The organism is Saccharophagus degradans 2-40, assembly GCF_000013665.1.
GTDB classification, from domain to species: domain Bacteria; phylum Pseudomonadota; class Gammaproteobacteria; order Pseudomonadales; family Cellvibrionaceae; genus Saccharophagus; species Saccharophagus degradans.
The window spans coordinates 1,537,121-1,564,112 of sequence record NC_007912.1 but is presented as its reverse complement, the minus strand read 5'-3'; the positions used below and the strand labels follow the sequence as shown (position 1 = coordinate 1,564,112).

General features: G+C 47.4%; 25 protein-coding genes. 7 read left to right on the top strand and 18 right to left on the bottom strand.

Annotated elements, in window-relative coordinates; genetic code table 11:
• Nucleotides 1-13: 13 nt before the first annotated feature.
• A protein-coding gene (prfB, locus tag SDE_RS06390; RefSeq protein ID WP_143710966.1) for a peptide chain release factor 2 occupies nt 14-1,109 on the bottom strand; the annotation gives its coding sequence in 2 pieces (ribosomal slippage) (nt 14-1,036 and nt 1,038-1,109; 1,095 coding nt in all).
• A gap of 350 nt (nt 1,110-1,459) precedes the next feature.
• Between prfB and SDE_RS06385 the strand changes: the two genes are divergently transcribed.
• Together SDE_RS06385 and SDE_RS06380 are read left to right on the top strand one after the other, a co-directional pair.
• Nucleotides 1,460-4,441 carry an MECDP-synthase gene (locus SDE_RS06385; RefSeq protein ID WP_011467697.1) on the top strand — a complete coding sequence of 994 codons (2,982 nt, stop codon included), beginning with the start codon at nt 1,460-1,462 and terminating at the stop codon, nt 4,439-4,441.
• A gap of 290 nt (nt 4,442-4,731) precedes the next feature.
• The gene (locus SDE_RS06380) at nt 4,732-4,968 is read left to right on the top strand and encodes a hypothetical protein (protein WP_011467696.1); all 237 of its coding nucleotides are present in this window, start codon (nt 4,732-4,734) and stop codon (nt 4,966-4,968) included.
• A 53-nt stretch (nt 4,969-5,021) separates the two neighbouring features.
• Here SDE_RS06380 and recJ read toward each other — a convergent pair whose 3' ends face one another.
• The 6 genes from recJ to SDE_RS06350 form a co-directional block, all read right to left on the bottom strand.
• A complete protein-coding gene (recJ, locus tag SDE_RS06375; RefSeq protein WP_011467695.1) occupies nt 5,022-6,767 on the bottom strand; it encodes a single-stranded-DNA-specific exonuclease RecJ in 1,746 nt (581 codons plus the stop codon).
• Nucleotides 6,768-6,817: 50 nt separating this feature from the next.
• Nucleotides 6,818-7,648, bottom strand: coding sequence for a hypothetical protein (locus SDE_RS06370; protein ID WP_011467694.1), 831 nt, complete (start codon nt 7,646-7,648; stop codon nt 6,818-6,820).
• A 255-nt stretch (nt 7,649-7,903) separates the two neighbouring features.
• Nucleotides 7,904-8,620 carry a L,D-transpeptidase family protein gene (locus SDE_RS06365; protein ID WP_011467693.1) on the bottom strand — a complete coding sequence of 239 codons (717 nt, stop codon included), beginning with the start codon at nt 8,618-8,620 and terminating at the stop codon, nt 7,904-7,906.
• An 87-nt stretch (nt 8,621-8,707) separates the two neighbouring features.
• A complete protein-coding gene (gene thrC / locus SDE_RS06360) occupies nt 8,708-10,105 on the bottom strand; it encodes a threonine synthase (protein ID WP_011467692.1) in 1,398 nt (465 codons plus the stop codon).
• A gap of 47 nt (nt 10,106-10,152) precedes the next feature.
• Nucleotides 10,153-11,460: a homoserine dehydrogenase gene (locus SDE_RS06355; RefSeq protein ID WP_041325397.1), complete on the bottom strand. Its 1,308-nt coding sequence runs from the start codon at nt 11,458-11,460 to the stop codon at nt 10,153-10,155.
• A 230-nt stretch (nt 11,461-11,690) separates the two neighbouring features.
• Complete coding sequence (locus tag SDE_RS06350) at nt 11,691-12,485, bottom strand: DsbC family protein (protein ID WP_011467690.1); 795 nt, start codon at nt 12,483-12,485, stop codon at nt 11,691-11,693.
• 304 nt (nt 12,486-12,789) lie between these two features.
• On the opposite strand from SDE_RS06350, the gene SDE_RS06345 reads away from it, so the two are divergent.
• Nucleotides 12,790-13,137, top strand: coding sequence for a hypothetical protein (locus SDE_RS06345; RefSeq protein ID WP_011467689.1), 348 nt, complete (start codon nt 12,790-12,792; stop codon nt 13,135-13,137).
• Nucleotides 13,138-13,204: 67 nt separating this feature from the next.
• On the opposite strand, the gene rplS is transcribed toward SDE_RS06345, so the two are convergent.
• From rplS to ffh, 5 genes are all read right to left on the bottom strand, one after another.
• A complete protein-coding gene (gene rplS, locus SDE_RS06340; protein ID WP_011467688.1) occupies nt 13,205-13,561 on the bottom strand; it encodes a 50S ribosomal protein L19 in 357 nt (118 codons plus the stop codon).
• 51 nt (nt 13,562-13,612) lie between these two features.
• Nucleotides 13,613-14,452: a tRNA (guanosine(37)-N1)-methyltransferase TrmD gene (gene trmD / locus SDE_RS06335; protein WP_011467687.1), complete on the bottom strand. Its 840-nt coding sequence runs from the start codon at nt 14,450-14,452 to the stop codon at nt 13,613-13,615.
• A 77-nt stretch (nt 14,453-14,529) separates the two neighbouring features.
• The gene (gene rimM, locus SDE_RS06330) at nt 14,530-15,069 is read right to left on the bottom strand and encodes a ribosome maturation factor RimM (RefSeq protein ID WP_041325393.1); all 540 of its coding nucleotides are present in this window, start codon (nt 15,067-15,069) and stop codon (nt 14,530-14,532) included.
• Nucleotides 15,070-15,093: 24 nt separating this feature from the next.
• The gene (gene rpsP, locus SDE_RS06325) at nt 15,094-15,342 is read right to left on the bottom strand and encodes a 30S ribosomal protein S16 (protein WP_011467685.1); all 249 of its coding nucleotides are present in this window, start codon (nt 15,340-15,342) and stop codon (nt 15,094-15,096) included.
• A 153-nt stretch (nt 15,343-15,495) separates the two neighbouring features.
• Nucleotides 15,496-16,905 (bottom strand): signal recognition particle protein, encoded by a 1,410-nt coding sequence (gene ffh, locus SDE_RS06320; RefSeq protein WP_041325391.1) that lies wholly within the window; start codon nt 16,903-16,905, stop codon nt 15,496-15,498.
• 346 nt (nt 16,906-17,251) lie between these two features.
• Here ffh and SDE_RS06315 point away from each other — a divergent pair, with 346 nt between their 5' ends.
• Nucleotides 17,252-18,037 carry a cytochrome C assembly family protein gene (locus SDE_RS06315; protein ID WP_011467683.1) on the top strand — a complete coding sequence of 262 codons (786 nt, stop codon included), beginning with the start codon at nt 17,252-17,254 and terminating at the stop codon, nt 18,035-18,037.
• A gap of 98 nt (nt 18,038-18,135) precedes the next feature.
• A complete protein-coding gene (locus SDE_RS06310; protein ID WP_011467682.1) occupies nt 18,136-19,416 on the top strand; it encodes an HlyC/CorC family transporter in 1,281 nt (426 codons plus the stop codon).
• 3 nt (nt 19,417-19,419) lie between these two features.
• Here SDE_RS06310 and SDE_RS06305 read toward each other — a convergent pair whose 3' ends face one another.
• On the bottom strand, nt 19,420-19,959 hold the full coding sequence (locus tag SDE_RS06305; protein WP_226986475.1) for an NUDIX hydrolase: 540 nt from the start codon (nt 19,957-19,959) through the stop codon (nt 19,420-19,422).
• 251 nt (nt 19,960-20,210) lie between these two features.
• On the opposite strand from SDE_RS06305, the gene SDE_RS06300 reads away from it, so the two are divergent.
• Nucleotides 20,211-20,528 carry a DUF3135 domain-containing protein gene (locus SDE_RS06300; RefSeq protein WP_011467680.1) on the top strand — a complete coding sequence of 106 codons (318 nt, stop codon included), beginning with the start codon at nt 20,211-20,213 and terminating at the stop codon, nt 20,526-20,528.
• On the opposite strand, the gene SDE_RS06295 is transcribed toward SDE_RS06300, so the two are convergent.
• Entirely contained in the window at nt 20,518-20,835 is a 318-nt protein-coding gene (locus tag SDE_RS06295) for a Nif3-like dinuclear metal center hexameric protein (protein WP_011467679.1), read from the bottom strand. The two genes, SDE_RS06300 and SDE_RS06295, sit on opposite strands and share 11 nt — an antisense overlap.
• A gap of 144 nt (nt 20,836-20,979) precedes the next feature.
• On the opposite strand from SDE_RS06295, the gene SDE_RS06290 reads away from it, so the two are divergent.
• Nucleotides 20,980-21,816, top strand: a complete 837-nt coding sequence (locus SDE_RS06290; RefSeq protein WP_011467678.1) for a 6-pyruvoyl trahydropterin synthase family protein — start codon at nt 20,980-20,982, stop codon at nt 21,814-21,816.
• A gap of 14 nt (nt 21,817-21,830) precedes the next feature.
• On the opposite strand, the gene SDE_RS06285 is transcribed toward SDE_RS06290, so the two are convergent.
• From SDE_RS06285 to SDE_RS06270, 4 genes are all read right to left on the bottom strand, one after another.
• The gene (locus SDE_RS06285) at nt 21,831-22,622 is read right to left on the bottom strand and encodes an NRDE family protein (protein WP_011467677.1); all 792 of its coding nucleotides are present in this window, start codon (nt 22,620-22,622) and stop codon (nt 21,831-21,833) included.
• A 561-nt stretch (nt 22,623-23,183) separates the two neighbouring features.
• Nucleotides 23,184-24,614, bottom strand: coding sequence for a sodium/proline symporter (locus SDE_RS06280; RefSeq protein ID WP_011467676.1), 1,431 nt, complete (start codon nt 24,612-24,614; stop codon nt 23,184-23,186).
• A 35-nt stretch (nt 24,615-24,649) separates the two neighbouring features.
• Nucleotides 24,650-25,567: a TPR end-of-group domain-containing protein gene (locus SDE_RS06275; RefSeq protein WP_011467675.1), complete on the bottom strand. Its 918-nt coding sequence runs from the start codon at nt 25,565-25,567 to the stop codon at nt 24,650-24,652.
• The gene (locus SDE_RS06270; protein ID WP_011467674.1) at nt 25,555-26,988 is read right to left on the bottom strand and encodes an aspartate kinase; all 1,434 of its coding nucleotides are present in this window, start codon (nt 26,986-26,988) and stop codon (nt 25,555-25,557) included. Before SDE_RS06270 ends, SDE_RS06275 begins: the two co-directional genes overlap by 13 nt.
• Nucleotides 26,989-26,992: the final 4 nt, after the last annotated feature.

The window sequence follows — 26,992 nt, the reverse complement described above, 5'->3', positions numbered from 1 at the left end:
AATTGCCATAAACTTATAAGCCCGCTTTTAAACTCGCGACAATAAAATCGTCAAGCTTGCCATCAAGCACGGCATTGCAGTTACTGGTTTGAACATTGGTACGCAAATCTTTAATGCGCTGGTCATCCAATACGTAAGATCGAATTTGACTGCCCCAACCAATATCAGATTTACTGTCTTCTAACGCCTGCTTTTCTGCATTGCGCTTTTGCATCTCTTGCTCGTAAACCCTAGCGCGGAGCATTTTCCATGCTTTATCGCGGTTAGAGTGCTGCGAACGTTCGCTTTGGCACTGCACAACTATTCCCGTTGGCGCGTGAGTTAAGCGCACAGCCGAATCGGTTTTGTTAACGTGCTGACCACCCGCACCCGACGCGCGGTAAGTATCTTCTCGCACATCGGCTTTGTTTATTTCTATATCGATATTGTCGTCAATTTCTGGCGACACGAATACAGAAGAAAAAGAAGTGTGACGACGATTGCCAGAGTCGAACGGTGATTTACGCACTAATCGATGCACGCCCGTTTCAGTGCGCAGCCAGCCAAAGGCGTATTCCCCTTCAAAGCGAATAGTGGCACTTTTAATACCCGCCACATCACCTGCCGATGCTTCTTCAAGCGTCGTCTTAAAGCCCTTGTCTTCACCCCAGCGCAAATACATACGCAATAGCATCTCGGCCCAGTCCTGCGCCTCTGTACCACCCGAACCGGCTTGAATATCGAGGTAGGCGTTATTCGGGTCCATTTCGCCAGAGAACATACGGCGGAACTCTAGCGTAGCCAAATGGGCTTCTAAGCGGTCTGCTTCGCTGCAAATTTCTAGAAAGCTATCTTCGTCGCTCTCTTCAATTGCCATTTCGAGCAGCTCGCGGCAATCGGCAACGCCGTTTTCGAGGGTTTCGATAGTTTCTACTACCAGCTCGAGCGAGCTGCGTTCACTGCCTAGCGCTTGCGCGCGGGCAGGATCATCCCATACATCGGGCTCTGCTAGCTCTAGCTCTACTTCGGCTAAGCGCTCTTTCTTTTCAGCGTATTCAAAGATACCCCCTAAGCACATTGGTACGCGCTAGCAGGTCGGATAATTTATTAGTAAGCGGAGCGGTTTCCATAAAGGGAAGATTTGCCTTAAGAATAGTCATTCTAATACGCCGAACGAGCGCATTAACGATAAGTTAAAAATACGGCGCGGATTGTACCCCAGCCAGCATGGGACTTAAACACAGGAAGGGTTTAGAAGTAGGAATAACAGCGCAAGATTGGGCATTCCACACACAATTCAAACGAGTGTTTTAAAACGCTCGACTTTCCACGTTACCGTGTTTATATTACGTGCAAATAATAATGTGTATGGATACCTCAAAATTGCGCTTTTTCATCTTAGCTATACTGCAATAGAGCGCTCTATACACTAGTATCAAATAGATATGCCCGCACAATAATTAACCCTGAGGGACCTCAAATGAAGAAGAAGTTTGCACTACTCCCACTCGCCGCTATTTTAGCCTCATCGCTAATAGGCTGCTCTGGAGACGACAACAAAAATGGCGCTTCCAACGAACCCCTTCCATTTGAGCGGACCTACGTGCTTTTTAGCCCCGCAACCAAAGAGCTGCCAGTACCTAGCGATTTACAGTTTTCCAGCGAAACAGCTGGCGACGGCACAATGAATGCCGGCACAGACCCATCCAACCCCGTTATTACGGGCATTGATGCACTTGACGGTAACTCGGTGCTTGCGCCTATCGATATTATGTTTACCGATAGCCTCGACCCCAACCAGGTGTTTGATGGTAGAAGCTTTATTGCGCAAGGCGAGCAGGTAATACCCAACCCGCTTCAGAATGTATTTTTGTTGCCACTCACCTACCCAAGTGGCGACGCCCTAAGCCAAGCAGCCATAGATATAAATGGCGACGACATTCCCGACAATATTGAGATTCCCACATTTACCGAAGCCGCCGCATATCAAAGCGCCGCCGCAACCGGCAATGTATCAGCGCTGTTAGAGCTGGCAGAACCAAGCGTACGCGTAGACCTAATAAGCCTAGATGGCGGCACCAATAACGCACTGCGTGTTACGCCATTAAAACCCTTGCTACCCGAAACAAAATACCTAGTGGCAGTGGCTGGCTCCATTTACGACATGAAAGGCAATAAGGTATACCCTTCAATTGCATACGATACACTGCGCGACCCTGAATCGAATGTGCTTTCAGCACTCGCCGCGCTGCGCCCTGCCATTCAAGGCTGGGAGCGATTGGCTAGCGGCTATTTCAGTTTTAAATCTGCCGTTTACCAAGCTGCTGGCTTAAGCGTAGATACCCCAACAGCCGAAGACATTCTGTTCTCACTTACTTTTACAACCACTGCAACCGATACACCGCTAAAAAGTATTGCTGCGCCAGAGTTCTTTTTTGAAAAGAGTTTACGGACCAGCTACAAGCAAGACGCAATCGAGAAGTTGGTTGGTGGCACATACAATTTAGTCGGTGACAACAGCGGGGTAACAACCACTACAGATGGCGCAATCAACTCGACTATTAACTTTTTACTAACTTCACCGCAGCTGCCAGATACCTCTCCTAACCCGCTGTACAACAGTACTATTGCAACAGCAATAAATGCGGGCGCAACTTACGCAAGCTTAAGTAGTGATGCAACCGCCGCGCATATTATGCAGCGAGCAGCAGCGGAAGCCGCCATAAGCGTGCATGACTCAGGCGCCGCCGAGGCAGGAGACCAAACCCCTTACGTATCAATAGCTGCCGAGGCAGCAGGTACCGTACAAGCGATGGCAGCAGGCGTAGAAGCGCCCCCCGCAGCACTTTTCCCAATACCAAGCCCACGCGCCACTAACTTTTTTCGTGTAGATAACGCCAGCGATATTAACCCAGGTTTAATTGCCCCCGCCAAGGTGTATCAAGGTGAAATAACCCTGCCTTACTACTCGCAAATTCCTGCTGAAGGCGACGGTTCACCACTGCTCGACGGCAGCTGGGTGGCAAACCAAACAATCGGTGCCGTTATCGATGCAGCCAAAGGCAACCCCGGCGGAACCACTCCTCCATCAGAGATGGTGACCTACCGCTACCCATTCCCAGCTAAAACCACAGATGTAACAGTGCCAATGCTCGTTACTATGCCCGATGAGCTAACACTCTCTGCATTCGGTATAACCCGCCCAGCAGCAGGCTGGCCTGTTGTGATTTACGTACACGGTATAACAACCGACCGCAGTATCTCGCTGCCTATGGCCAACGCCATGTCATTTGCGTGTGTAAACTCTACGCTTACCGGCCCCAGCGGCGCCCCTTGTTTTGCCACTATCGCTATTGACCAGCCTTTACACGGGGTTGGCGCCACTGGCAGCGTTGTACCAGGGTTGACTAGCTACTCGCACCCAACTGCATCGATAGAAGCAAACTTGCCGACACTAAGCCCAAACACCCCTTCCGTGTCGCTTGCAGAACGTCATTTCAATTACACGGCTGACGAAAGCTTGCGCCCAACACCTTTCGATTACGACGCAGGCGTTGGCAGCTCGGGTAGCCTGTTTGTGAATTTATCTCACTTTGTGAATGTGCGTGATAACTTGCGTCAAATGACACTCGACCTACTAAACCTAAACGCCTCTTTGGCCACGATGGATGTAGACGGCAATGGCTTAGCGGACGACTTTGACACAAGTAAAGTGTACTTTTTAGGCCACTCGTTAGGTGGCGTTGATGGCTTGCCATTTGTGGTCATTAACAACGACCCTGTGGTGCAAAACAGCCCATTCAGCAACCAACCTAAGGTGCAAGCCGCATCGGCAATGTTCTCTGGTGGCGGCATACCTCGTTTGCTCACCAACTCGCGCCAGTTCTCGCCATCTATTAGCCAAGGCTTGGCCGCTGCCAGCGACGCTCTCAGCTACGGCAACAGCGGGCTAGAAACATACCTGAATGTGTACCAAGGGATTCTGGACTCGATTGATCCATCAAGCCTAATTGCTAACCTTGCAGACGCAAATGCCGATACCGGCGTATTACTATTCGAAATAGTTGGCGACGGAACCGCAAGCCACCCCAACGACGGCGTTATACCTAACGGTGCCGACACCATTCATGGCGAAGCAAATGGACCACTGCAAACCACGCTTAGCAACGGCTTTGTGATTGATAACTTCCCTGCGCCATTTGCAGGTACAGAGCCACTGGTTAAACAACTTGGTGCAGTAAAAACGGCAGATGCGACCGATGACGGAGACCCAGCGGTATTAGTCACGCGCTTAGTGGAAGGCAGCCATTCCACACCAGTTGTTGCAGGCAATACCGATATTGACCCATTCACGAGTGGAGCCGCATTTAACGAGATGATTGCGCAAATTGTTACCTTCTTTGCCTTAAACGGTAATGTGACCGACTCGATTGTAGCCAACCCAGAGGTAGTGGAAGACTAACCGCCAAACACCTCTCTAAAAACGGCGCCTTTGTGGCGCCGTTTTTCGTTTTAGCACTCAAGAATTAATCTGAGCTAGGGCCAAACTGCACGCTTTTTGGCCTTTCGTCACAAAAACACATACAATGCGATCACAACTTTTTAAACAATATCAACAACTTAAAGAAGCTTGTTGACAAACCACATTACAAAACTACAATAACTTCATAACAACTGGCCAGCAAACTAGCTTAGCCGGTAGCTAATAACTGAAAACTAGGGCCAAAATGCCCCCAACAACAGAGCGTCGCGATGGAATTCCTCGAAGCAGATCATCCTGAATGGCAAGAAATGTGGGAACATTTGGCATTACACCCGTTAAACAACGGCGACCCCATATGCCGCAGCCATAACACCGCGTGGGAATACATGGGCTCCACGCAGGATCACCACCACCTGCGCCACGCAATACACCCTGCTACCGGCAAAATAGAATACATTTATATCGAACGCCGCCGCGCGGGTGTGGCTTGGGCGCAATCGGCTTAACACAAAGTCGACAAGCTAAAATAACTCTCAACAAAGCCTCTAAATGAGAGCCTCTAAATGAGAGCCTCTAAATGAGCAACGCGCAGTTGCAACGATTTATTGCCGCGAAACTCATTCACATCAAGCACATAAGCTAAACGCACACGCTCCACACTATTATTTGGCCAACTTGCTACATCAACATTAAAAGCAATGGCATCTATGGCTAACCCAGAGTACTCACTGGGGGTTACCACCATTTTTAAGTGCTTTTCACCCACAATACGCTGCTGAACCAGCAAAAACTCGCCATAGAATAATGGCTCGGGAAAATTCTGCCCCCAAGGCCCTGCATGGGCTATTGCTTCGGCGGTGGCCAAATCCATCAAATGGGCCGGCAATTCGCCGTCAGTAATAACCTTGGCCGTTAACGCCTCGCCCCCCAAATGAGCGCTCACACAGCGGTCGAACGCCTCGGCAAATGCGGTGAATGACTCTTTGGGCAAAGACAGCCCAGCCGCCATTGCATGACCACCAAACTTAGATAATAAGCCTGGGTTTTCAGTTGCCACTTGATCCAAAATATCTCGCAAGTGCACCCCCTCTACCGAGCGGCCAGACCCTTTTATTTCTGTGTCCGTGGCATCGGCAAAGGCAATTGTAGGTCGATGCAGCTTATCTTTAATACGCGAGGCTAAAATGCCAATAACGCCTTGGTGCCAGTCAGCTTGATAAAGGCTTACCCCCATAGGTGTTTGCTCGCCATCTAGCGCCAATTCATCAAGCAGCTTAAACGCTTCATGCTGCATAGAAGCCTCTATTTGGCGGCGCTCGCGGTTTAAAGAGTCCAGCTCACCCGCCAAATGCAACGCCTCTGTGTAGTTATCGGTAAGCAGCATTTTAATACCCAGCGACATATCGTCTAATCGACCTGCAGCGTTTAGCCTTGGGCCAACAACAAAGCCTAAGTCGGTGGACTGCACTCGCTCTATATTGCGCCCCCCAACTTGAAACAAGGCGCGAATACCGGCAATACATACCCCTTGGCGCATACGCGCAATGCCCTGCGACACCAAAATGCGGTTATTAAAATCGAGGGGCACCACGTCGGCTACTGTACCTAGTGCCACTAAATCTAAGTAACTCGCCATATTAGGCGGCTCTATACCGCGTTGCTCAAACCAACCACTGGCGCGTAACTGCGAACGCAAGGCGCACAGTAAATAGAAAATCACGCCCACGCCCGCCAAATTTTTACTGCCAAATTCACAGCCTTTTTGATTGGGGTTAACAATAGCGGCGGCGTCTGGCAGTTGCTCTGGCGGCAAGTGATGATCGGTAACCAGCACCTTAATACCTAATGCATTAGCAGCATTAACGCCTTCTACGCTGGCAATACCGTTATCGACCGTAATAATTAAATTGGGGTTTAGCTTCGCAGCAACCGCAACAATTTCTGGCGTTAAGCCGTAGCCGAATTCAAAGCGATTAGGCACCAAGTAATCCACATGCTGTGCCCCCATCGCCCGCAAACATCGCACAGCCAATGCTGTACTGGTTGCCCCATCCGCATCGAAATCGCCAAGAATCACTATGCGTTCACCTGTGCGCAGCGCTGCTTCAATAATATTTGCGCCTTCTGCAATACCGCGCATATTTGTAGGCGGCAGCATTTCGCTTAGAGCGTACTGAGTTGGCTTATCACTGCTATAACCTCGTGCGGCATATAGCTGCTTGATAAGATCTTCGACTGTTGCCAACGAACTATTTAATACTTGCGAATCGGGAAGTGAACGACGCGAGATAACTTTAGTATTCAAAGAAGAAAATCCTGCTAATTAATTACAGGGCGACTATAGGGGAGTAACGATTATTTATCTATACCGAGCTGGCGGCAGAGCAATTGCATTTCTATATCGAAGCGTTCGTAAATTAAATCTATGGTGTCTGTCGCTTTAGTAAAATACTCATTAGCAGACACAGGGCCAATATTGTCGATTAATTGAATGCGCACAAAAGCAATAAACTCCACCAATGCTGCCATATCGCTTGTAGATAACTTTTTGCGTGTAGACGCTTTGCCAAGTAAACCTTCTATTTCGCATAAACCAGCTTGAATACGTTTTTTATGCTCGCTTAGCTGAGCATCACCACTGCGATACCCCAATATTCGCACGCCGAGTGCACGGGATTGGCCTACCAACTCACCAATTAGTAGCAACTCATGCCACAGCACTTTAACTTCATTAAAGTTGGAGCGGTTTAGGTAATGGTAGTTAGCTACATCCTCTAATATAGCCAAAACACTAACAATAATACGGCAGTGCTGATCAAAGCTTTTTTCACTCGTCATAGATAGGCAACCCACACTAAGTCGCGCCCAGTGCTGGGTTAGCCCCTGCCAATCTTGATTTTCGTTTATCCACTCGCCCACAAAACTAATTTTGCCTAGATCGCGCGCAATGGTTTCACGCAATGACACTATTTCTTCCATTACGCTTAATTCGCCATTGTGATACATAGACACCAATCCGCGGTGCCGCTGCACATGCATTAACAACATACGCAGTGCTTGCACCCACTGAACGCCGCGCACTTCTGCCCTGCGACGCTGAGTATGCAGTAAGTGTAAGAGGGCATAAATTGAGCCTGCTATAACTGCAAGCGCAACAATACCAACAAAGCCTATAGAAGCCCCCATAGCGATCCTTTCTTTAGCTATACCGCTCTATTAAAAGACGGCGTTTACCTAATATTCATAGCAATATGAGCAAATAACATTCCATTTGAGAGTTTTCGTGCTCAAGCCCACAACAATAATACCTTGTGTAAATAGAATTGCCCCACAAGCAAGCAGTTTAGCTACTTCGCCTTTAAACCGAACTAAAAACAACTTTAGATATTGCTATAAAAAGGAGCACCTTGCGCACCAATAAGACTCAACAACATAGTCTATTCAAGGTGCAGAAAAAACGTAGCGCTTATTTTGAACATTTACATTGGGTGGCATTTTAGTTTGCTCAAAGTAATCAAACCCCTGCTTCAAATTAAGCCAAAAGGTATACCACCGATTATTTTTTACTCTTTCCAGTGCCTCATCGCTCAAGCGAAAAGGAAATATATGTACTCGAAAAAATGGCTGCCCGTCTTCCAGTGATTTTTGCGCTAGCGCGTAAATTTCTTCTATTCCACTGTCTGTCATGGCATAACAGCCTATAGATACACAATCGCCATGTACCATTAAAGCACTGCCCGTGCGACCGTGTGCGCGATCGTAGGCATTGGGGTAACCCAAATTAAAGCTCAGGTGAAACTTACTCCAGGGGTTAAAACGCTGCGCATTAACAAAATAAAAACCTTCGGGCGCTTGGCGGTCTCCGCTGCGCAACTTGGGCCCCAAACGGCCAGATTGCGCGCAAATATCGTAAGCTTTAAACAACTCAAAACGCCCGCTTTCAGCCTGCAGCCACACCTCTAAAGTAGCAGATTGCTTAAAAATACGTATAAAAATGGGGGCACCGTAGCGCAGGCCCTTTTCGCTTAAAGCCTTTATTAATGCCGGCTCTACTTTGTTTATGGCCGCAATGGAACGCGCGCTGGTTGGCAGTTGATTATTCGCCGCAATAGCGCAACTAAACAACAACAGGCTTGCGATTAAACTGCTTCGCACCATCAAACTCCCTCCAATTAACTAATACTACTTTCCCATAGGCAAAAAAAACGCCCCGATAGGAGCGTTTTAAATCTAAAGCATTTAACTTTAAGCGTTTATATTTGCCGCCATATGCGCGTGCACTTTTGCTAAATCGTTCTCTAAAACTGTGTAGCGCTCTTCACGATCAAATAAATCACGCATATGCAATGGCAACGCAGGGTCAGCCGCTTGGCCCGCTTGACGCACGGCTTCAGGGAACTTAGCTGGGTGAGCAGTTGCAAGACATACCATGGGCACATCTTTAGACTTGCGCTGTTTACGCGCGGCCTGCACACCAATTGCAGTGTGAGGGTCTAACAAGTATTCAGTGTTTTCAAATACTTCGCGAATGACATCAACTGTTTCTTTATCGTCTAAACGATAGCTGCTGAACAATTCTCGCGCCTTACTTAATGGGCCTTCAGCCAAAGACATTTCACCAGACTTAAAGTCTTCCATCAATTGTTTAATCGCCGCACCGTCGCGGTCGTACAAATCAAACAGCATACGTTCGAAGTTGCTGGATACCATAATATCCATACTTGGCGAAATTGAATGTACCAAAGGCTGTTTGCTGTGGTCGTTATTGCTAATACAGCGATGCAAAATATCATTACTGTTAGTTGCAATAATCAGCTGATCGATAGGTAAGCCCATTTGCTTAGCTAAATAGCCTGCAAAAATATCACCGAAGTTACCCGTTGGCACAGAGAAGGACACAGGGCGAGCTGGCGAGCCCAACGCCAAACCGGCGTAAAAATAGTAAACAATCTGAGCCATAATACGCGCCCAGTTAATAGAGTTTACCGCTACAAGCTGGCGGCCATCAGGTAAAAACGATTGATCGGCAAAGCTCGCTTTAACCATATTTTGGCAATCGTCAAAATTACCTTCTAATGCAATGTTGTGCACATTATCGGTAAGCACTGTAGTCATCTGACGACGCTGTACATCGGACACGCGCTTGTTTGGGTGCAAAATAAAGATGTCGATATTTTCGCAATCACGACACCCTTCAATAGCAGCCGAACCGGTGTCGCCAGAGGTTGCCCCCATAACCACAACTTTTTGATTGCGCTTTTTAAGCACGTAATCAAACAAGTGCCCTAAAAACTGCAACGCGAAATCTTTAAACGCTAACGTCGGCCCTTGGAACAACTCTAAAATAAATTCGTTATGGCCAGTTTGTACTAGTGGTGCAATCGCATCGTGACGAAACTTAGAGTAAGCACTTTCGATTAGCTTTTTTAAATCGGCATCCGGTATTTCGCCATCAACAAACGGGGAAATAATTTTGAAAGCCAACTCGCGATAATCCAAACCGCGCCAACTGGCAATTTCTTCGGCACTAAATTTAGGTAGCGTTTCAGGCAAGTATAAACCGCCATCGTTAGCCAAGCCGGTTAACACAACGTCTTCAAAACTTAGAGCTGGGGCATCCCCTCGGGTACTTATATATTTCACAGTATTCTCACTGGTTTATCTGTTACGGTTAGCTATTCGGCAGTCGCTTATTTAAGCGACTCAACACGAATACGCACAACTTTGCCATTTATAGAATCTAACGCTTCAATCTTCTTAATGGCTGCAATAATTTGTTTTTCTATGGCGCGGTTAGTTAGCAATATAACCGGCACATGATCTTGCCCTTCTTTCGGCTCTTTTTGTATTAACGCTTCAATACTAATGCCAGCATCGCTCAATATCTGGGTGATTTTAGAGAGCACACCAGGGCGATCTAACGCTGAAATACGAATATAGTAAGCGGTCTCAACTTCTTCAATTGGCAGGATTGGGTAATCGACTAGTTTATCTAGCGCAAACCCTAAGTGCGGTACACTTGAGCCAGATTCGGCACCCACTAATCGGCTTACATCAACAATATCAGAGACAACCGCAGACGCAGTTGGCTCGGCGCCAGCACCAGGCCCGTAGTACAAGGTAGGGCCTACAGCATCACCCTTAACTAACACCGCATTCATAACACCATCTACGTTGGCAATTAGACGTGAGTTAGGAATTAGCGTGGGGTGCACGCGCAATTCAATACCCTGATTGGGGCGCTTGCGTGTTATACCTAAGTGCTTCACTTGGTAGCCAAGCTCACCGGCGTACGCCACATCTTCGGTAGAAATTGTACTAATGCCCTCGGTAAATACCTTGTCGAACTGCAAAGGCATACCAAACGCAATAGACGCAAGAATAACAAGCTTGTGCGCGGCATCAATGCCCTCTACGTCGAACGTAGGGTCAGCCTCGGCGTAACCTAGCTCTTGCGCTTCTTTTAATACATCTTCGAATGCACGACCTTTATCGCGCATTTCGGTAAGAATAAAGTTACCGGTACCGTTAATAATACCAGCCAACCATTCAATTTTATTGGCTGCTAAACCTTCGCGCATGGCGCGAATGATAGGAATACCGCCCGCAACCGCCGCTTCATAGGCTATTACTACGTTGTGTTTGGCGGCCTCAGCAAATAGCTCGTTACCAAACTCGGCAATAAGCGCCTTGTTTGCAGTCACCACGTGCTTGCCACTGCGCACTGCACGCAAAACCAACTCTTTGGCGACGGAGGTTCCACCAATTAGCTCAACCAAAATATCAACTTCTGGATCGTCAGCCACTGCGAACACATCGCGACTTACTTTAATACCGCTAAGGTCGAATGCAGGGTTATCACGGCGGGCACCAATATGGGTTAGCACCACACTTTTACCCGCATGGGCATTAATATCGAGCAAATTGCGCTTAAGTACAGTAAGTGTACCGCCGCCAACAGTGCCAAGACCACACAGGCCAATATTCACAGGTTTCAAGCTACGTTCCTCTAATGGGTAAACAAAGCGCCAACAATCAGCCATCTAGCAGGCCAATAGGTAACTCGACAGAGCAAGCCCCAACGCGCGGCGCATTATACCCTCTAATTGGGGATTTTCAGAATAAAGTAGGCAACCTTAATGATGGGGAATGATACTGTCAACGAAAGGAGAGAGTAGGCCCTATAATAAATACAAAAATAGGGCCTAAAACTTAGTTAAATGGTGGTTTACAGCCCTAAACGCGCTGCCAATCTGTCTGCGGGTACATAACCGGGTATAAGCTCACCGTTACCCAGCACAATTGCAGGGGTGCCAGATATACCCATTTGCTGCCCAGTAGCATACTGCTCATTCACAGGATTCGTTTTACACAAGTTTTCTGGAATGCTTTGGCGGGCTTTAAGCTTGGTTAGTGCATCCTGCTTATCTGCAGCACACCATGCCGAAACAATCTTGTTATAGGCACCAGAACCGATACCCATACGTGGAAACGCCATATAGCGCACCTCAATACCCATTGCGTTAAGCTGTGGCACTTCTTGGTGTAGCTTTTGGCAATAGCCACAGTCTACATCGGTAAATACCGACACCACACCTTTTACATCACCTTTCGGTGAAAATACGATCATATCTTTTACATCCATGCCCGCCAGTAACTTAGCGCGCTCACCGTTCATCTCTTGCTCGGTTAAATTAACAATGCCGCCTGGCTGTACGCGAAAAAGCTCCCCTGCCATAAAAAACTGACCATCTGCAGTAGAATACACAGCTGGGCCGTTAGATATTGTGGTTTTGTAAATACCCTCCACTGGGGTTTTAACTACATCTGTTACTACCAAGTCTGGACGTGCCGCAGCAAGTGCCGAAGTAATATTTTTGCGAGCTAAGTCGATATCCTGCTTGGCTGAAACCTCATTTTTCTCTGCCGCTGCTTTTGGCTTTTCAGCCAAAGCGCTAGTCGCTGCCAACGAGCCACCGATTGTCGCGCATGTTAATAGCGCGGTTGCCAGTAATGTTTTCATTATCGTGCCTCTGTTTCCTCAATGCCTTTCTGCTTTACTTTTTTATTATTTAAAGCGACAAAGAAACGTTTAAGATGAATTTTGGCCCTATTGGGCGATATGTCTTATTTTTGACGCCACAAGTCTATCATGGTTCCCTAAATCTGCCACTCTGCGTGCCGTGATCCAAAGCTCAGCTTTTCACCTGCATTTACTTTTTACAACCATTTAACACAAATATCGCATCCACTAAGGTAATCTATTGCACACACCCAGCTCTTGCAGGGTTGCGATATCAACAACAAACAAATTCAAAGGGAAGAAAATGCGCATATTAACCATCCTAAGCCTAACGCTTATCGCCACTTTCATTACTGCATGCGAAAAAGAAGCCCCCAAACCGACCTTATCTGAAAAAGCGGCAACGGCAGCTGAAAATGCCGGCGAGAAATTAGAAGATATGGGCGAGGCCGCAGGCGAGAAACTTAACAAAGCTAAAGAAGTAGCTGAAGAAGCTATGGAAAACGCAGGTGAAGCCACCGAAAAAGCGATGGATAAAGCCGAAGACATGGCCGAAGACGCCAAAGATAAGGCAGCAGAAATAAGCGATGCAAGCAAAGCAAAAATGACCGAAGCCAAAAACAAAGCCGAAGAACTACTTAAGAAGAAGTAAAAAACTCTAGGTAAAATAGAGGCGAAAAAAAAGCGACCAATAGGTCGCTTTTTTTAGAAAGAAAAACTTAACCCAATTTTTCTTTAATACGAGCAGCACGACCAGTAAGTTCACGCAAGTAGTACAACTTAGCTTGACGAACATCACCGCGACGCTTAACAGCAACGCTGTCAACTTGCTTGCTGTGAGTTTGGAAAGTACGCTCAACACCAATGCCGTGTGAAATTTTACGAACGGTAAAAGCGGAGTCTAAGCCACGGTTACGACGTGCAATAACAACACCCTCAAAGGCCTGTAAACGCTCGCGGTTACCTTCTTTTACTTTAACCTGTACAACCACGGTATCACCAGGGCTGAACTCAGGAACGTCCTGCTTGAGCTGCTCAGCTTCCAGCTCTTGTATGATCTTGTTCTTAGAACTCATGGCTTGCTCCTAATTAGCAATGTGTAGCCTCTCGGCTAGATATATCAAAATTTAGTCATCACTGCTGCTGCAGCTCAATTTTTGCTGCTGGTATTCAGTCAGCAGATTCCGCTGGGATTGATCCAGATCCAACTTATTAAGTAGATCGGGTCGCCGCTCCCATGTACGACCTAAAGATTGCTTAAGTCGCCACAATTCAATTTTTTTGTGATCACCGGAAAGCAGTACTGCGGGTACGCGTCGATCATCAACACTCGTTTGCCACGCATCTGCCAGTTCTTCCGGCCGAGTATAGTGTGGGCAATCAAGCAGGCCATTTTCGAATGAGTCTTGCTCTGCGGATTGCGCATCGCCCAGTGCCCCTGGTAGCTTGCGAATTAACGCATCTATAAGCACCATGGCAGGCAGCTCACCACCACTCAAAACGTAATCACCTATGGACCATTCCTGATCCACGAAAGCATCAATAAACCGCTGATCAACACCTTCGTAACGCCCGGCGATAATAGTAAAATCGCCGCTAGCAGCCATTGTATCGACCGCCTGATTATTTAACTGCGCCCCTTGCGGGGACATATAAATAACGGTTTCTTTTGCAGTATTAGGCAAAGCCTGCTCAGCCCTTTGCTCGCTGTGCCACTGCTTAGCAGCTAACAACGCTTTGGCCAACGGCTCCACACGCATAACCATTCCTGGCCCACCACCATAGGGGCGGTCATCTACCGTTTGATGTTTATCGGTAGTGTACGTGCGCGGGTTGAAAAAACTTAGTTTTACCAACCCCTGCTCTACTGCTCTTCTAGAAATGCCACTTTCAGTAATTGCGGCGAACATTTCTGGAAATAAAGTCACTATAGCAATGTTGACAGCACTACCTGAGGAAGAGCTCATTAACACCACCTAGCTTTTTCGCCACCCTGTCGCAGTTAACGCAAGGGACGCAATAAATGCACGCCATAGCGTACAAATTAAAATTCTGGGTCCCAGTCCACCGTAATACACTCGGCGGAAAGGTCTACCTTTTTGACATACAGGTCTAGCACATAAGGCACTAGCCTATCCCTGTCATCAATACTCTGAGCATCGGGTTTAACTTCGAGCACGTCGTTCGCCCCTGTTGCCATTACCTTGGAGACAACACCCAAATCTTGAGTATTCCCTTCATAGATAGTTACAACACGTAACCCCTCTAGCTGGTGCCAATAAAAGTCGTCGTCATCGAGTTCTGGCAACAGGCTTTTATCTATAGCGACATCAACTGGAGCTAATGCTTCAGCAGCATTGCGGTCGTCAACGCCTTTAAGGCGTACAACCAAGCCTTGCGGCCTAAATTGGTATTCTGCAATTTCGCACTCTTTCACGCCGTGCTTTGTTTTTAACAACAAAGGCGAATACTCAAGTACATTATCTTGCGGATCGGTAAACGATTTAAGCTTTACCCACCCCTTAATACCAAATACACCAGTAATTCTACCAACAGTAATCAAGTTAGATTTTTTGGCTTCCACTGGTGTAAACACTAACTGCGGCAATTAAGCCGCAGCAGCTGCATCTTTGATTAACTTAGCTACACGCTCTGAACACTGTGCGCCTTGGCTCAACCAGTAGTTCAAACGCTCGCTCTCAACACGTAGACGCTCTTCTTGACCACGTGCTACTGGGTTGAAGAAACCAACACGCTCAATGAAACGGCCGTCACGTGATTTACGGCTGTCAGTTACGGTCAAATGATAAAATGGGCGCTTTTTAGAGCCACCACGAGACAATCGAATGCTTACCATGTAAGTCTTATCCTATTTTTTAAACTGTATTCAGGCGAATTCTCCGCCACTAAGCGGCCAATAAACGAGACGCCTGCGAAAGGCGGCGTATTTTAATGGAAAGAAATTCGTATGTATAGGTTATTTTTAAATCATTAATTAGATTTGGCTCAATTAAGAACCAAAACCAGGAGGCAAACCACCGCCGCCGCCCATTGGAGGTACACCTCCAGAGCCGCCACCTGGAAGCATACCACCCATGCCGCGCATCATTTTTTGCATGCCGCCGCCCTTCATTTTCTTCATCATTTTGCTCATCTGCTTGTGCTGTTTGAGCAAACGATTCAGATCTTGAATTTGTGTGCCAGACCCCATAGTGATACGGCGCTTGCGCGAACCGTTAAGCACATCGGGATTTTTTCGCTCAGCAGGTGTCATCGAATCGATAATTGCCTGCATCTGCTTGAACTGACTTGTCATTCCATTACTTTCGGCCATTTTGGCCATGCCGCCCATACCGGGCAACTTATCTAACATAGAGGCCATGCCGCCCATATTCTGCATTTGCTGAAGCTGATCGCGCAGATCTTCCAAGTCAAACGACTTACCCTTCTGGACTTTTTGGACTAACTTTTCGGCCTTAACCTTATCTATTTTTTGCTCCGCCTCTTCGATAAGCGACATAATGTCGCCCATCCCAAGGATGCGGGAAGCTAGACGGTCGGGGTGGAACGGCTCTAAAGCCTCGGTTTTTTCACCCACACCCAAAAACTTAATAGGCTTACCTGTTACATGGCGCACCGATAACGCAGCACCACCGCGTGCATCACCATCGGTTTTGGTTAAGATTACACCCGTGAGTGGTAAGGCATCATTAAACGCCTTAGCGGTGTTCACCGCATCCTGACCGATCATGGCATCAATAACGAACAGCGTTTCAATTGGATTCACCGCCGCATGAATGGCCTGAATCTCTTCCATCAACGCCTCATCTACGTGCAAACGGCCAGCGGTATCCACTAACAATACATCTACATGCAGCTTTTTAGCTTGTGCCAACGCATTTTTGGCAATATCGACAGGGTTTTGCCCTGCATCGGAAGGGAAAAACTCGGCTTCAACTTCTGTAGCAAGGGTTTCTAGCTGCTTAATAGCTGCTGGGCGGTAAACATCCGCACTCACCACCATTACTTTTTTCTTTTCTCGCTCACGCAAAAAGCGCGCAAGCTTAGCAACGGAGGTTGTTTTACCCGCACCCTGCAAACCAGCCATCAACACTACTGCCGGTGGCTGAGCCGCTAAATTTAGCTTTTCGTTCGCCTCACCCATAATTTGGGTAAGCTCACTTTCTACAATTTTTAGAAACTGCTGCCCAGGGTTAAGTGCACGCGACACCTCCTGACCCTGAGCGCGCTTGCGCACTTGGCCGGTGAACTCTTTCACTACGGGCAATGCCACATCGGCCTCAAGCAGCGCTTTGCGCACATCGCTCAACGCGTCTTTAATATTGTCGTGATTAAGTCGCGCCTTGCCCGTAATTTTTTTAAAGGAGCGCGATAAACGATCAGATAAATTTTCAAACATAGTGAAAAACTTTAAACCGTTAATGGTGACTTTAGTGCGAAAGCGGCGGCAATAACGCCCAGAAAACCCGATAAACACTCGCTTTCTTTGGGTCGCCAGCAAACTTTTACTGCCAAGAGAACTACTTTGACGGTAAGAATTGACGGCCTATCCGCACGCGCAGGATAAATTTAGGGGCAGCAGTATAAAGGCAAGCGACCGGAAAAACGACTATTTACGACGTCCAGCGAGGCGAATAGGCGAATAAATTGGCTTGCCATTCACAGTTCAGCACTCTAACCTTGGCGCTAAACACGAAGCACGCCTTATTTAGCAGGCAATCACTTAGGAAAAGTAGACGCTCAACATGTTTAACGCTATAGCCGCATTGTGTTACATAGGCGCCTTTGGCGGCCTCACTTTACTGGCTGCCCGACGCACCAACCTCCGCTCCCCTTACATTACTGTGCTTATATGCTTGGGCATTTTATTCCACGGCGTGGGGGCCTATTTCACTATTCGTACAGAAACTGGGTTCGACCTCGGCTTTTTTAAAGTTGCTTCGTTAATATTTTGGGTAATCTCTATTGTTGTACTGCTAAGCAGTTTACGCAAACCCATGTGGAGCCTGTTTTTACTGCTGCTACCACTCACCCTAATCGCTTTGGGCTGCGCGACCCTAGCAAACACAGACCCCAGCGCAGTAATAACACTGTCACCCGGCATTTTTGCCCACATTCTGCTTTCTATTCTTAGCTATAGCCTGCTTACAATAGCCACTTTGCAAGCCATTTTGCTGGCATACCAAAACCGCATGCTCAAGCAAAAGCATCCGCGCGGTGTAATGGGGCTGCTGCCACCATTACAAACCATGGAAGGCCTTATGTTTGAGCTTTTGTGGGCGGGTGAAATACTGCTTACGCTTGCAATATTGTCAGGCGTGATTTTTATCGAAAACATTCTCGCACAACACTTAGCGCACAAAACGGTGTTCTCTATTGTATCGTGGATTATTTACGCCATATTACTTTGGGGTCGCTTCCGCTTTGGCTGGCGCGGCGCGGCCGCAATTCGGTGGGCGCTAGGTGGGTTTGCCGCATTAATGCTTGCATATTTTGGCAGCAAACTCGTGCTAGAGATAATTTTAGGTTAATAGATGCCGCTATTTGCGGTCATTCCCGCAGCAGACTTGCCTGAACGATTAATCTAGGTCAAGATTGCCCCTCATAATTTCTAAGGGTTAGATTCTCATTGGACGCCGTTTCGACACAATTACTTGTAGTTATTTTAGTTGGGTTAATCATTTGCTCTGCTTTTTTTTCTAGTTCAGAAACGGGCATGCTATCGCTCAACCGATACCGCCTGCGCCACCTAGTAAAAAAAGAGCATAAAGGCGCAACCCTAGCATCTAACCTACTTGCCCGCCCTGAGCGCCTAATAGGCGTTATTCTTATTGGCAACAACCTTGTAAATATTCTTATTGCAATGGTTGGCACCGCAATTGCCGAACGCTACCTAAGCGAATGGGCAGTTATTGTTGTAGCCCCCATAGCCCTTACGCTTATTCTATTGGTTTTTGCGGAAGTCACCCCCAAGTCAATTGCAGCAATTTTCCCCGAGCGAATTGCATTTCCGGCCAGTTACGTGCTTCAGCCGCTGCTGCTGCTACTTTACCCGTTTGTACTTGTGGTTAACGCAATATCCAATGGCTTGGCGCGCCTAGCCGGTATAGACCTAGCAAAAGCCAAACTTTCTGATCACTTGCGGCCAGAAGAATTAAGAACCGTTGTGGATGAAGCCGGTGAACTTATTCCCGACCACCACCAAGGTATGCTGTTAAATGTATTAGACCTAGAAAAAGCCACCGTGGAAGACATTATGATTCCGCGCAATGAAGTTATTGGCATTGATCTAGACGACGATATTGAAGATATCATGGAGTTGATTCGCTCCACCGAATATACGCGCTTGCCTGTATTTGAGGGCGACATAAACAATGTGGTTGGCGTATTGCACTTGCGCAATGCAGCGCGATTTATTCAAGGCGACAACTCAACCGTTACTCACGATTCCATTCGCGAGCATTGCAGCGAGCCGTATTTTATCCCCGAATCTACCCCGCTGCCCACGCAGCTAATGAACTTTCAACAACAAAAGCGACGCACCGCTATTGTGGTAGATGAATATGGCGAGGTACAAGGCATAGCCACGCTGGTGGATTTGCTTGAAGAAATTGTAGGCGATTTTAGTACCGATACTGCAGAAGATAGCGAACCGGATATTACCGAATGTGAAGATGACTGGTTTTTAATTGACGGCTCTACGTCTATTCGCGACATTAATCGTCAATTAGGCTGGACTCTATCCACCGATGGCCCCAAAACGCTCAACGGCATTATTGTTGAGTACCTAGAAAGTATTCCCGATGCATTAGTAAGCTTTGAGGTGGGCAATTATCGCTTTGAGATTGTCGAGCTTACAGAAACACGAATAGAAAAAGCAAAAGTACTCGAAATTAGCCTTCAAGCTTAGCGGTTAACAGGCACCTTCCGGTGCCTGCAGCACCACACCATAATGCACTCGCAGCAACTCCACCAAAACCCTTGCCGTAAACCCCCACACCAAATGCTGTTCGTACACATAAGCTGGCGCCCAAAACACTTGGCCTAAATGCTGATATCGATCGGTGCGCTTGCGCTTATCTTGCTTTAAGAACTCGATGGGAATCCAAAACATCTCATCCAACTCTTCGAGGTTGGCGACCAATTCTACGTCGTGAGCTACCCGGCCAATATACGGCGTCACCTTCACTCCCCTGCGCGTATAAGCCGCGGGTAAAGTTCCCAGCACCTCCACCTTCCAAGGCGGAATCCCCACCTCTTCATGGGTTTCACGCAAGGCAGTGGTAAGTAAATCTGGGTCGGCCGGCTCCCATTTGCCGCCAGGCAACGCTATTTCGCCCGCATGCTGATTGAGGTGTTCGGCACGACGGGTAAGCAATACCCTCTCACCCCCGGGCCCCTCTGACAACAGCACCATGACCGCCGCCTGATTGATCAATTCACTTCCCATCATGTAACCCACTTCACAAATTCAAAAACAATATTAGGCGCCACGCCTCGAGAACCGCACTTATAACCAATTGATCTAGGTTCGCCTATACACATACCTTATCGAAGTTTGATAGTATCTTTTTTAACCAAGCGTTGATTTGGCTGCCACACATAAAAGTTTGCCCAAGCAGTAAACAAAAATACATCTTTGGCCAGCGAACACTTATTCATTTTAGGGCCCGCCATAGCCCACATAAGTCGGGGGACTTAACTATGTTTGACAATTGGCTGGAGTTTGACGACTTACTCAAACTCGCTCAAGACAACCCTGAGCACTTAGAAAACTGGCGCAAGTCGCAAGTGGACTCACTCATATCTAAAGCACCAGAGGAGTTCCAACGCCGCTTGCGCGGGCTGCAATTTCAAATCGACTGCGAGCGCCAAAAACACTCTTCGCCCATGGGTACCTGCGTCGCTATCTCGCGCATGATGTATGAATCCATGGATAAGCTTAATCAAGCGTTGCTGGGCGAAAAAGCAGAACCTCATCCAACACAGGCAGAGGTCGTACCGTTTCCTATTAGCGTTTAAGCTGCACAAGCTGGATTACATCGTAAGCGGGCTCCTCGTAGGGGTGGGCTCGCAATAGTGCACCAAGCGCTCCCTCTAGCGCAGCTTCTTCACACACCATCTCTACCCGGTATTCTGGTACTCGCTCAATTTGCCCTTGCTCACCAATAAATGGGTTGCTGCCGCTTAACGGGCGAAACTGGCCTTGCCCCAACACTTGCCACGCACAGCTATCGTAATCGCCCAGCTTGCCAGCTCCCGCCTCAAATACTGCAGCTTTTACTGCCTCTACATGGCTCTCTGGGACAAAAAAAACTAGCTTGAACATAATTCACCTGTTTTGCGCGTTGATATCCGTTAAAATGATGTCGCTTTTAGGCTACTGCCATTCAAAGCGAATATTCTACACATCCCGCTTTGCGGTTTCAGGCGCTTATCGCCAATTTACCCAACAACGAACACCTATACACCAATGCAATTATTCGTAGATAACCTGACCAACTTAGATTTTAGCTACCTGCACCCCACTCGAGGCGTTGTAGGCGAAACTTGGCTTGCTAGTGTGGTGCTCGACGGCGCCCTCGACGAGCAAGGTATGGTGTGCGATTTTGGCATTGTAAAAAAAATGCTTAGGAAATGGCTGGATAACGAAATTGATCACCGCCTACTTGTACCCACTCAAGCGAGTACCCTTACTATTAACCCGCCAGCAGACAGAGCAAGTTTAAGCTGGCCAATTAGCAGCAAAGGGACCCTCAGCACTGACTGCCCAGAGCAAGCCATTGCACGCGTTACGGCAGAATCCATTACCCCCGAATCTGTCGCCCAGTGGGCCATTACGCAACTTCAACCCCTGTTCCCCCAAAGCGTAAACAAGCTAAGCCTAACCTTTACCCCAGAAGTTATTACCACACCGTTTTATCACTACAGCCACGGCTTGAAAAAGCACGGCGGCAACTGCCAACGCATTGCACACGGCCACCGATCCAAAATAGAAATTTGGCGCAATGGCGAGCTATCACTACCAGATATGAGCGCTTGGGCAGATTTATGGGCGGACATTTATATTGGTACAGAAGAAGATGTAGTCAGCACGCAGGGTGAACACACGGCATTTGTGTATACGGCGCAGCAGGGCGAGTTTTCATTAAAGCTGCCTAGCGCATGCGTGTATATGATAGATACAGATACAACCGTAGAGTTTATTGCCCAACATATTGCCAATACGCTCAAGCAACAAAACCCTGCCGACAGCTTTACCGTAAAAGCCTATGAGGGCCTAGCAAAGGGCGCTATAGCGTCTAGCTAACCGCGCTCAAAGCACTACGCAAAGCTGGTCTCGGTTACAGCTTTGCGTATAAGCGTGGCTGTATTTAGGTTTCTACCCTGTTCTACACCATCACTGACGCTGCAACACGGCGCGCTATCTAGATAAGTAAAAGCAACTACGTGATGCCCTACCGCCACATGAGAAAAACTGACTGTGCGCGCATCTTCTCGATGCATACAAACAGATAAGTGACCCCTCGCAGGTGTGTGGGTGGCATGGTAGCGATAGAAATCCATCGGCTGTAATGCCGTTTTTTCACGAAAAATATTTCTATACAACTCACTGCGCACAGCGTTGACGTTCTCGTAATCAACCGCAGACGAAATAAGCGGGCTAGCCTGCATGACCTTTTCTAGCTTAATGCCATTCCAACGCAATAGAGGCACACGCCGATTCGCATCGGAAAACTTTTCACCGCCCGCAGCCTGCGGTGAAAAACATAACAAGCTAAACGGACCAAACCCCTTCAAATTAACACGCTTTAATATATCGTGCGCTTCGGCAACGTTTTTAGCAGGTAACAGCGAAGGAATTATCAACCCACGCGAATGTTTTGCATCGGTATCTATAGGTGCCTGATAATAGTTCAACAGCGCAAATGTTAACCCGTATTCGTTTGCCGCAATCCAAGTTCCACCCGCTTTAGCATCCACAGGATAAATTGCTTTGCACCCCGCTACATTATGCACCTTTGGCTGCTGCGCTTTCTCTCGTGTACGCTGCTCATCTCTATTAAAGAAAATGTGGTAGCCGTTATGATCGTATAACCAACTTATTGTGCACATACATTTCACTACACATAAAACTAGCTGCTGCCATAGCAACACCAAAAATTAAAGATAACCCAATATCATGCAATCGCATTATTGCGCCACCTTGCGCCTAGCCTTGCATCTCGCGCCCTTGCAACATTCCGCAAGCAATAAGGATATTTCAACGCTTTATTGAGACGATGAAGCTAATGATACCCTTGTTTTAGCTAAAATAGGGGCGCTTAAATCACGTTCCTTAATGCTACTTAGCTCATGAACGAAATAGTGGCCTTCATCTATCGCTTTTTGGCGCACGAACGTTGCTGTGCCAACCCACCGAGAATAAGCTGTACCGCCAAATTTAACATCGCAACTATCCCCAAAAAAGAGCGCATGAAATGTATATACCTAAACTACACGGCGCAATGCCAATTCAGTAGCTATGAATGGTTCCGAACAAAGAGAGGAGTAGATAGAAAGGAAAACGCGGCGCAGCTAAGCAGTTAAGCCTGCCGCCTCAAAGCCGTGGCCAATTGGCCATAACCTAGTAGCGTGCTTGCAACACTGCATGGAATAGAAAAATCGCGAAGCACATCAAGCAGCTTTAGCGGCTGCGCGCCGAATAATATAGGTATGAACTAAAAATATAATTAGCGCCGCAGAAATACCCGCCACACCTTCAAATATAGCCCCTTGCAAACCAAAATAACGCCATAGCAGGCATGCCGCAACACCACTGGCGATCATCGCAGCACGGGTAGATGCAAGCGGTTTTGCACCAAACGCTAACACAATTAATAAGGGTGCAAACGCAGAGCCTAGCGTAGACCATGCCATAAGCACCAAGCCAAATACAGACTGCTTATTCGTTAATGCCCACACGAGTGCAGCAACAGCAATGGTCACCGTTGCCAACTTCGCGATAATAAGCTTTTGTTTTGGCGTGAACTTGTCTGAAGCGGGGAAAATATCGTGACTTAAAGTACTGGAACAACTTAGCACCAAAGAGTCGGCTGTCGACATTGTCGCAGCAAAGATACCAGCCAAGATCAGGCCGACCAAAACCGTAGGCAGCATTTTTAACGCGAGCGTTGGCAGTGCAAGCTCCGCATCAAACGCATCGACATCGGGTAACAAAATACGAGCAAGCATACCTACCGCAGTTGCCATGCAATAAAAAATAGTGAACCAAGAATAATACCAGCAGCGAGCAACGTTATAGCGACGAGTATCCTCTAGCGCCATAAAGCGAACCATAATATGCGGCTGCCCAATTACCGACAGGCCTGCAACAAACCAACCCAGCACAAATAAACCCAAGCCGCCCCACCCTGGCACAGCCAAATCCTGCGGCATAACCGAAAGGTAGTAAGGTATCGCATCCATCTTGGCAATTGCATCCCCGACGCCGCCTACGCTTGCAACAGCAACGACTAACAAGATCGACATAGCCAGAATCATTACAAAAGACTGCGCAGCATCGGTCCAAATAGAAGCGCGTATTCCACCTGCAAGGCAGTAGCCCATAATGATTACCGCACCAACAGTAGCACCCAGATAGGTTGGCCAATCCAATAGCACGAACAGCGCCTTACTACCCGCCACAAGCTGCGCGCTCGCGTACGCCAACAAGAATGTTAGCGCCAATAGGCCCATTAACCGTTGCAAATACGGTGCGCCCTGACCATTCCAATTGTTTAGTACAGAAATATAACTCACATCGCCATTTGCTTTAGCTGCACCGCGCAAGCGATTATGCGCAAACGTAGAGCCAACAAAATCACCCACTAACCAGCCAGTCATCAACCATACCGAAGCCAGCCCCTCGACATAGGTGTAGCCGATAACGCCAATAAACATATAACCGCTGTTATTGGTTGCCACGGCAGACAAACCCACTAGCCATGCCTTAACGGAGCGGCTCGCCAAATAATAATCCCCTACCGAACCTTTACTCACACGCGCAGAAGCTAGCCCTATACAGGCAAACATTAAAAGAAATGCAATGAAGCTAGCTAATAGCATGGAAAGAACTCAATTATTATGCGGGGTATTCGTTATTAATGGTGTTCAACCAAGGCACGGTATTCAGGCAGGTCTTTGAGTGGCTCGAGCATTGGGTCGCTAGCCATTTCTTCGCGATAACTATCTGCTTGCTCAAGCGCTTCGCGCAAATATTTAATCGCTTCGTCAAAGTTTTCTAACATCACATTCGCACACGCCAGTTGATACAGGGCGTGAGCATATTTAGGCTCTTCGCCAAGCGCCTGCCTACACAAATTAATCGCCCATTGCGGTTCACCCATATCGAGCACTGCATCGGCCTTATAAGTTAACGCTTCGGCATCGGTTGGACGTAATTGCAAAATTTCATCGTAGAGAGTTACTTTGCTTTGCAAGTTACTTTCTTGCCCTGCGCGCAACCACAATGCATGAATCTCTTGCGTGCGCTCAATCTCTTGTCGGTTTTCATCAATATGCTGTGTCTTTTTGGTCAGTTGCGCTTCAATGGACCGCAGCCTGCGCTCATAAGTCGTGATTAACTTTGAGATCTCTTCATCTGCATGACCTTGCATTTTTTCTTTTAGGTCACGTATAGACGTCCAACCAATTAACACCAATACGGAGCTCACGGCTGCGATTAAATAAAAGAAGTAAGTAACCGTTGTATTGGAGTAGCCCAGCGCTTTATCTACTGCAGACATCTCCCGGCCAACTAACTCTTTGGTGAATTCAATTCGCTGGGCAGCCATCTCCACGCGCAATTGTTTTATTTCATCTAACACATAGCGCTCAACAAAAGGGTTGTAGAGTGGCTCATCTAGAGCCTCTACTACACCTTTTGCCTGAGCATCTTTGCTGGCCTGCTCTGTCGCATCCGCTTGCGCAAGTGCATTATGCGAAAAAGCTAAACACCCCAACGCCACAAATAGTAAGCATTGGGATAAACCAAACAACGTTTTTTTTATGCTGCACATATAGCGATTCCGTGATCATGCACTTCTACTAAACACTTATGCAGTGCTCTAACCGCGGCCTCGTAGGCTGCTTCTTCAACAATAAATTGCATATCCACTTGGCGCATAGACTGATGCACCGCCAACACACTAATACCTGCATCCGCTAAGGCACCAACCGTTTTAGCTAAAATACCAGGCACTTGCATATCGCTACCAATAGCTGAAACGATGCTTACTTTTTTAACATTGATTTCAGATTCGGGGAACATTTCTTCAAGCTCGCGCTGTACGCGCTTTATTTTCTTCATGTTCGACGATAAATAGTGGGTAACCGTATTCGCATTTACATCTTTGGTTACATGGGTACAACGAAAACGCTGACAAATCTGCATGATTTTTTGCTCAAAATTAAGCAAATCACCTACCATATCTTGATTAAAGCATTCCACTGCATACACAGCCTGCTTGCCGGCGATAATTTCCACACAGGGCTTTTCGCTTACATAATCGGTAGTAATTAGGGTACCGTTATGATCGGGTTCAAATGTGTTTTTTACTCGCAATGGAATATTGGACTGGCGCAAACCTTTCGCTGCTTTAGGGTGAATAGCTTCCATCCCCAAGTTAGCAAGCTGATCGGCAACATCGTAATTAGTTCTACCAATGGGTACTGCGGCATCTACACCAACAACTTTAGGGTCGGCGCTACTCAAATGATATTCTTTATGAATAAGCGCTTCATCTGCCTGAACCAACACCGCAATTCGGCTAAAGGTCATTTCGCTGTAGCCGCGATCGAAAGTAGACATAATGCCGCTTTCGCAGTGGGCGTAGCCCGTTACAACGGGTAGCTCATTACCTAAATCCACATCTTTAAATTGCTCTAAGATGTGCTCATCCATACCTAAACTTTTATCTGCATTCCAACCCGTTAAGTCGACGAAACGCGCGTTAACGCCCTCTTCTTTTAACAACTCGGCCATATTTCTAGCACTGTGCGCTTCGCCCAAACTGGCAAGCATTTCACGTACTGTAGAAAGGTGCGCTTCTAGAGAAAAGTGACCATGGCCACACAAGCGCTGCAAATCTTCTAGGCATCGCTCAGCGGTATCTAATCGCTCACCAATAAATACGTTGGCTTTCGAGATTGCATCGGCACTGTTAAATAACTCTGCGTTTTTTTGAAACATATTCTGACGCACATTGTTCAAAGCCTCGCGCCATGAACCAGCATCTTCATCTGAGCTAAAGTAGGCGAAAACGCCCGCTTTGCCGGATTTTTTATGCTCTAGCAACTGATCAGTCATGCCGCCGTATGCAGACACAACCAAAATACGCCCTGTAGTTGGGTTTTCACCATTTGGGCCTAGCACTACGTTATCTCTCACCGTGAGATAATCACTCATCGACGTGCCGCCAATTTTTTCTACTGTTAACATCATT

Excerpts from the sequence above, each read along its gene's own strand:
- SDE_RS06350 (WP_011467690.1), bottom strand. The coding sequence starts at position 12,485 with ATGAAAACATTACTGGCAACCGCGCTATTAACATGCGCGACAATCGGT.
- SDE_RS06300 (WP_011467680.1), top strand. The coding sequence starts at position 20,211 with ATGTTTGACAATTGGCTGGAGTTTGACGACTTACTCAAACTCGCTCAA.
- rplS (WP_011467688.1), bottom strand. The coding sequence starts at position 13,561 with ATGAGTTCTAAGAACAAGATCATACAAGAGCTGGAAGCTGAGCAGCTC.
- SDE_RS06290 (WP_011467678.1), top strand. The coding sequence starts at position 20,980 with ATGCAATTATTCGTAGATAACCTGACCAACTTAGATTTTAGCTACCTG.
- SDE_RS06365 (WP_011467693.1), bottom strand. The coding sequence starts at position 8,620 with ATGGTGCGAAGCAGTTTAATCGCAAGCCTGTTGTTGTTTAGTTGCGCT.
- SDE_RS06345 (WP_011467689.1), top strand. The coding sequence starts at position 12,790 with ATGCGCATATTAACCATCCTAAGCCTAACGCTTATCGCCACTTTCATT.
- SDE_RS06270 (WP_011467674.1), bottom strand. The coding sequence starts at position 26,988 with ATGTTAACAGTAGAAAAAATTGGCGGCACGTCGATGAGTGATTATCTC.
- trmD (WP_011467687.1), bottom strand. The coding sequence starts at position 14,452 with ATGAGCTCTTCCTCAGGTAGTGCTGTCAACATTGCTATAGTGACTTTA.
- rpsP (WP_011467685.1), bottom strand. The coding sequence starts at position 15,342 with ATGGTAAGCATTCGATTGTCTCGTGGTGGCTCTAAAAAGCGCCCATTT.
- SDE_RS06275 (WP_011467675.1), bottom strand. The coding sequence starts at position 25,567 with ATGTGCAGCATAAAAAAAACGTTGTTTGGTTTATCCCAATGCTTACTA.
- SDE_RS06385 (WP_011467697.1), top strand. The coding sequence starts at position 1,460 with ATGAAGAAGAAGTTTGCACTACTCCCACTCGCCGCTATTTTAGCCTCA.
- SDE_RS06315 (WP_011467683.1), top strand. The coding sequence starts at position 17,252 with ATGTTTAACGCTATAGCCGCATTGTGTTACATAGGCGCCTTTGGCGGC.
- SDE_RS06285 (WP_011467677.1), bottom strand. The coding sequence starts at position 22,622 with ATGTGCACAATAAGTTGGTTATACGATCATAACGGCTACCACATTTTC.
- SDE_RS06295 (WP_011467679.1), bottom strand. The coding sequence starts at position 20,835 with ATGTTCAAGCTAGTTTTTTTTGTCCCAGAGAGCCATGTAGAGGCAGTA.
- SDE_RS06305 (WP_226986475.1), bottom strand. The coding sequence starts at position 19,959 with ATGATGGGAAGTGAATTGATCAATCAGGCGGCGGTCATGGTGCTGTTG.
- SDE_RS06380 (WP_011467696.1), top strand. The coding sequence starts at position 4,732 with ATGGAATTCCTCGAAGCAGATCATCCTGAATGGCAAGAAATGTGGGAA.
- SDE_RS06370 (WP_011467694.1), bottom strand. The coding sequence starts at position 7,648 with ATGGGGGCTTCTATAGGCTTTGTTGGTATTGTTGCGCTTGCAGTTATA.
- ffh (WP_041325391.1), bottom strand. The coding sequence starts at position 16,905 with ATGTTTGAAAATTTATCTGATCGTTTATCGCGCTCCTTTAAAAAAATT.
- SDE_RS06280 (WP_011467676.1), bottom strand. The coding sequence starts at position 24,614 with ATGCTATTAGCTAGCTTCATTGCATTTCTTTTAATGTTTGCCTGTATA.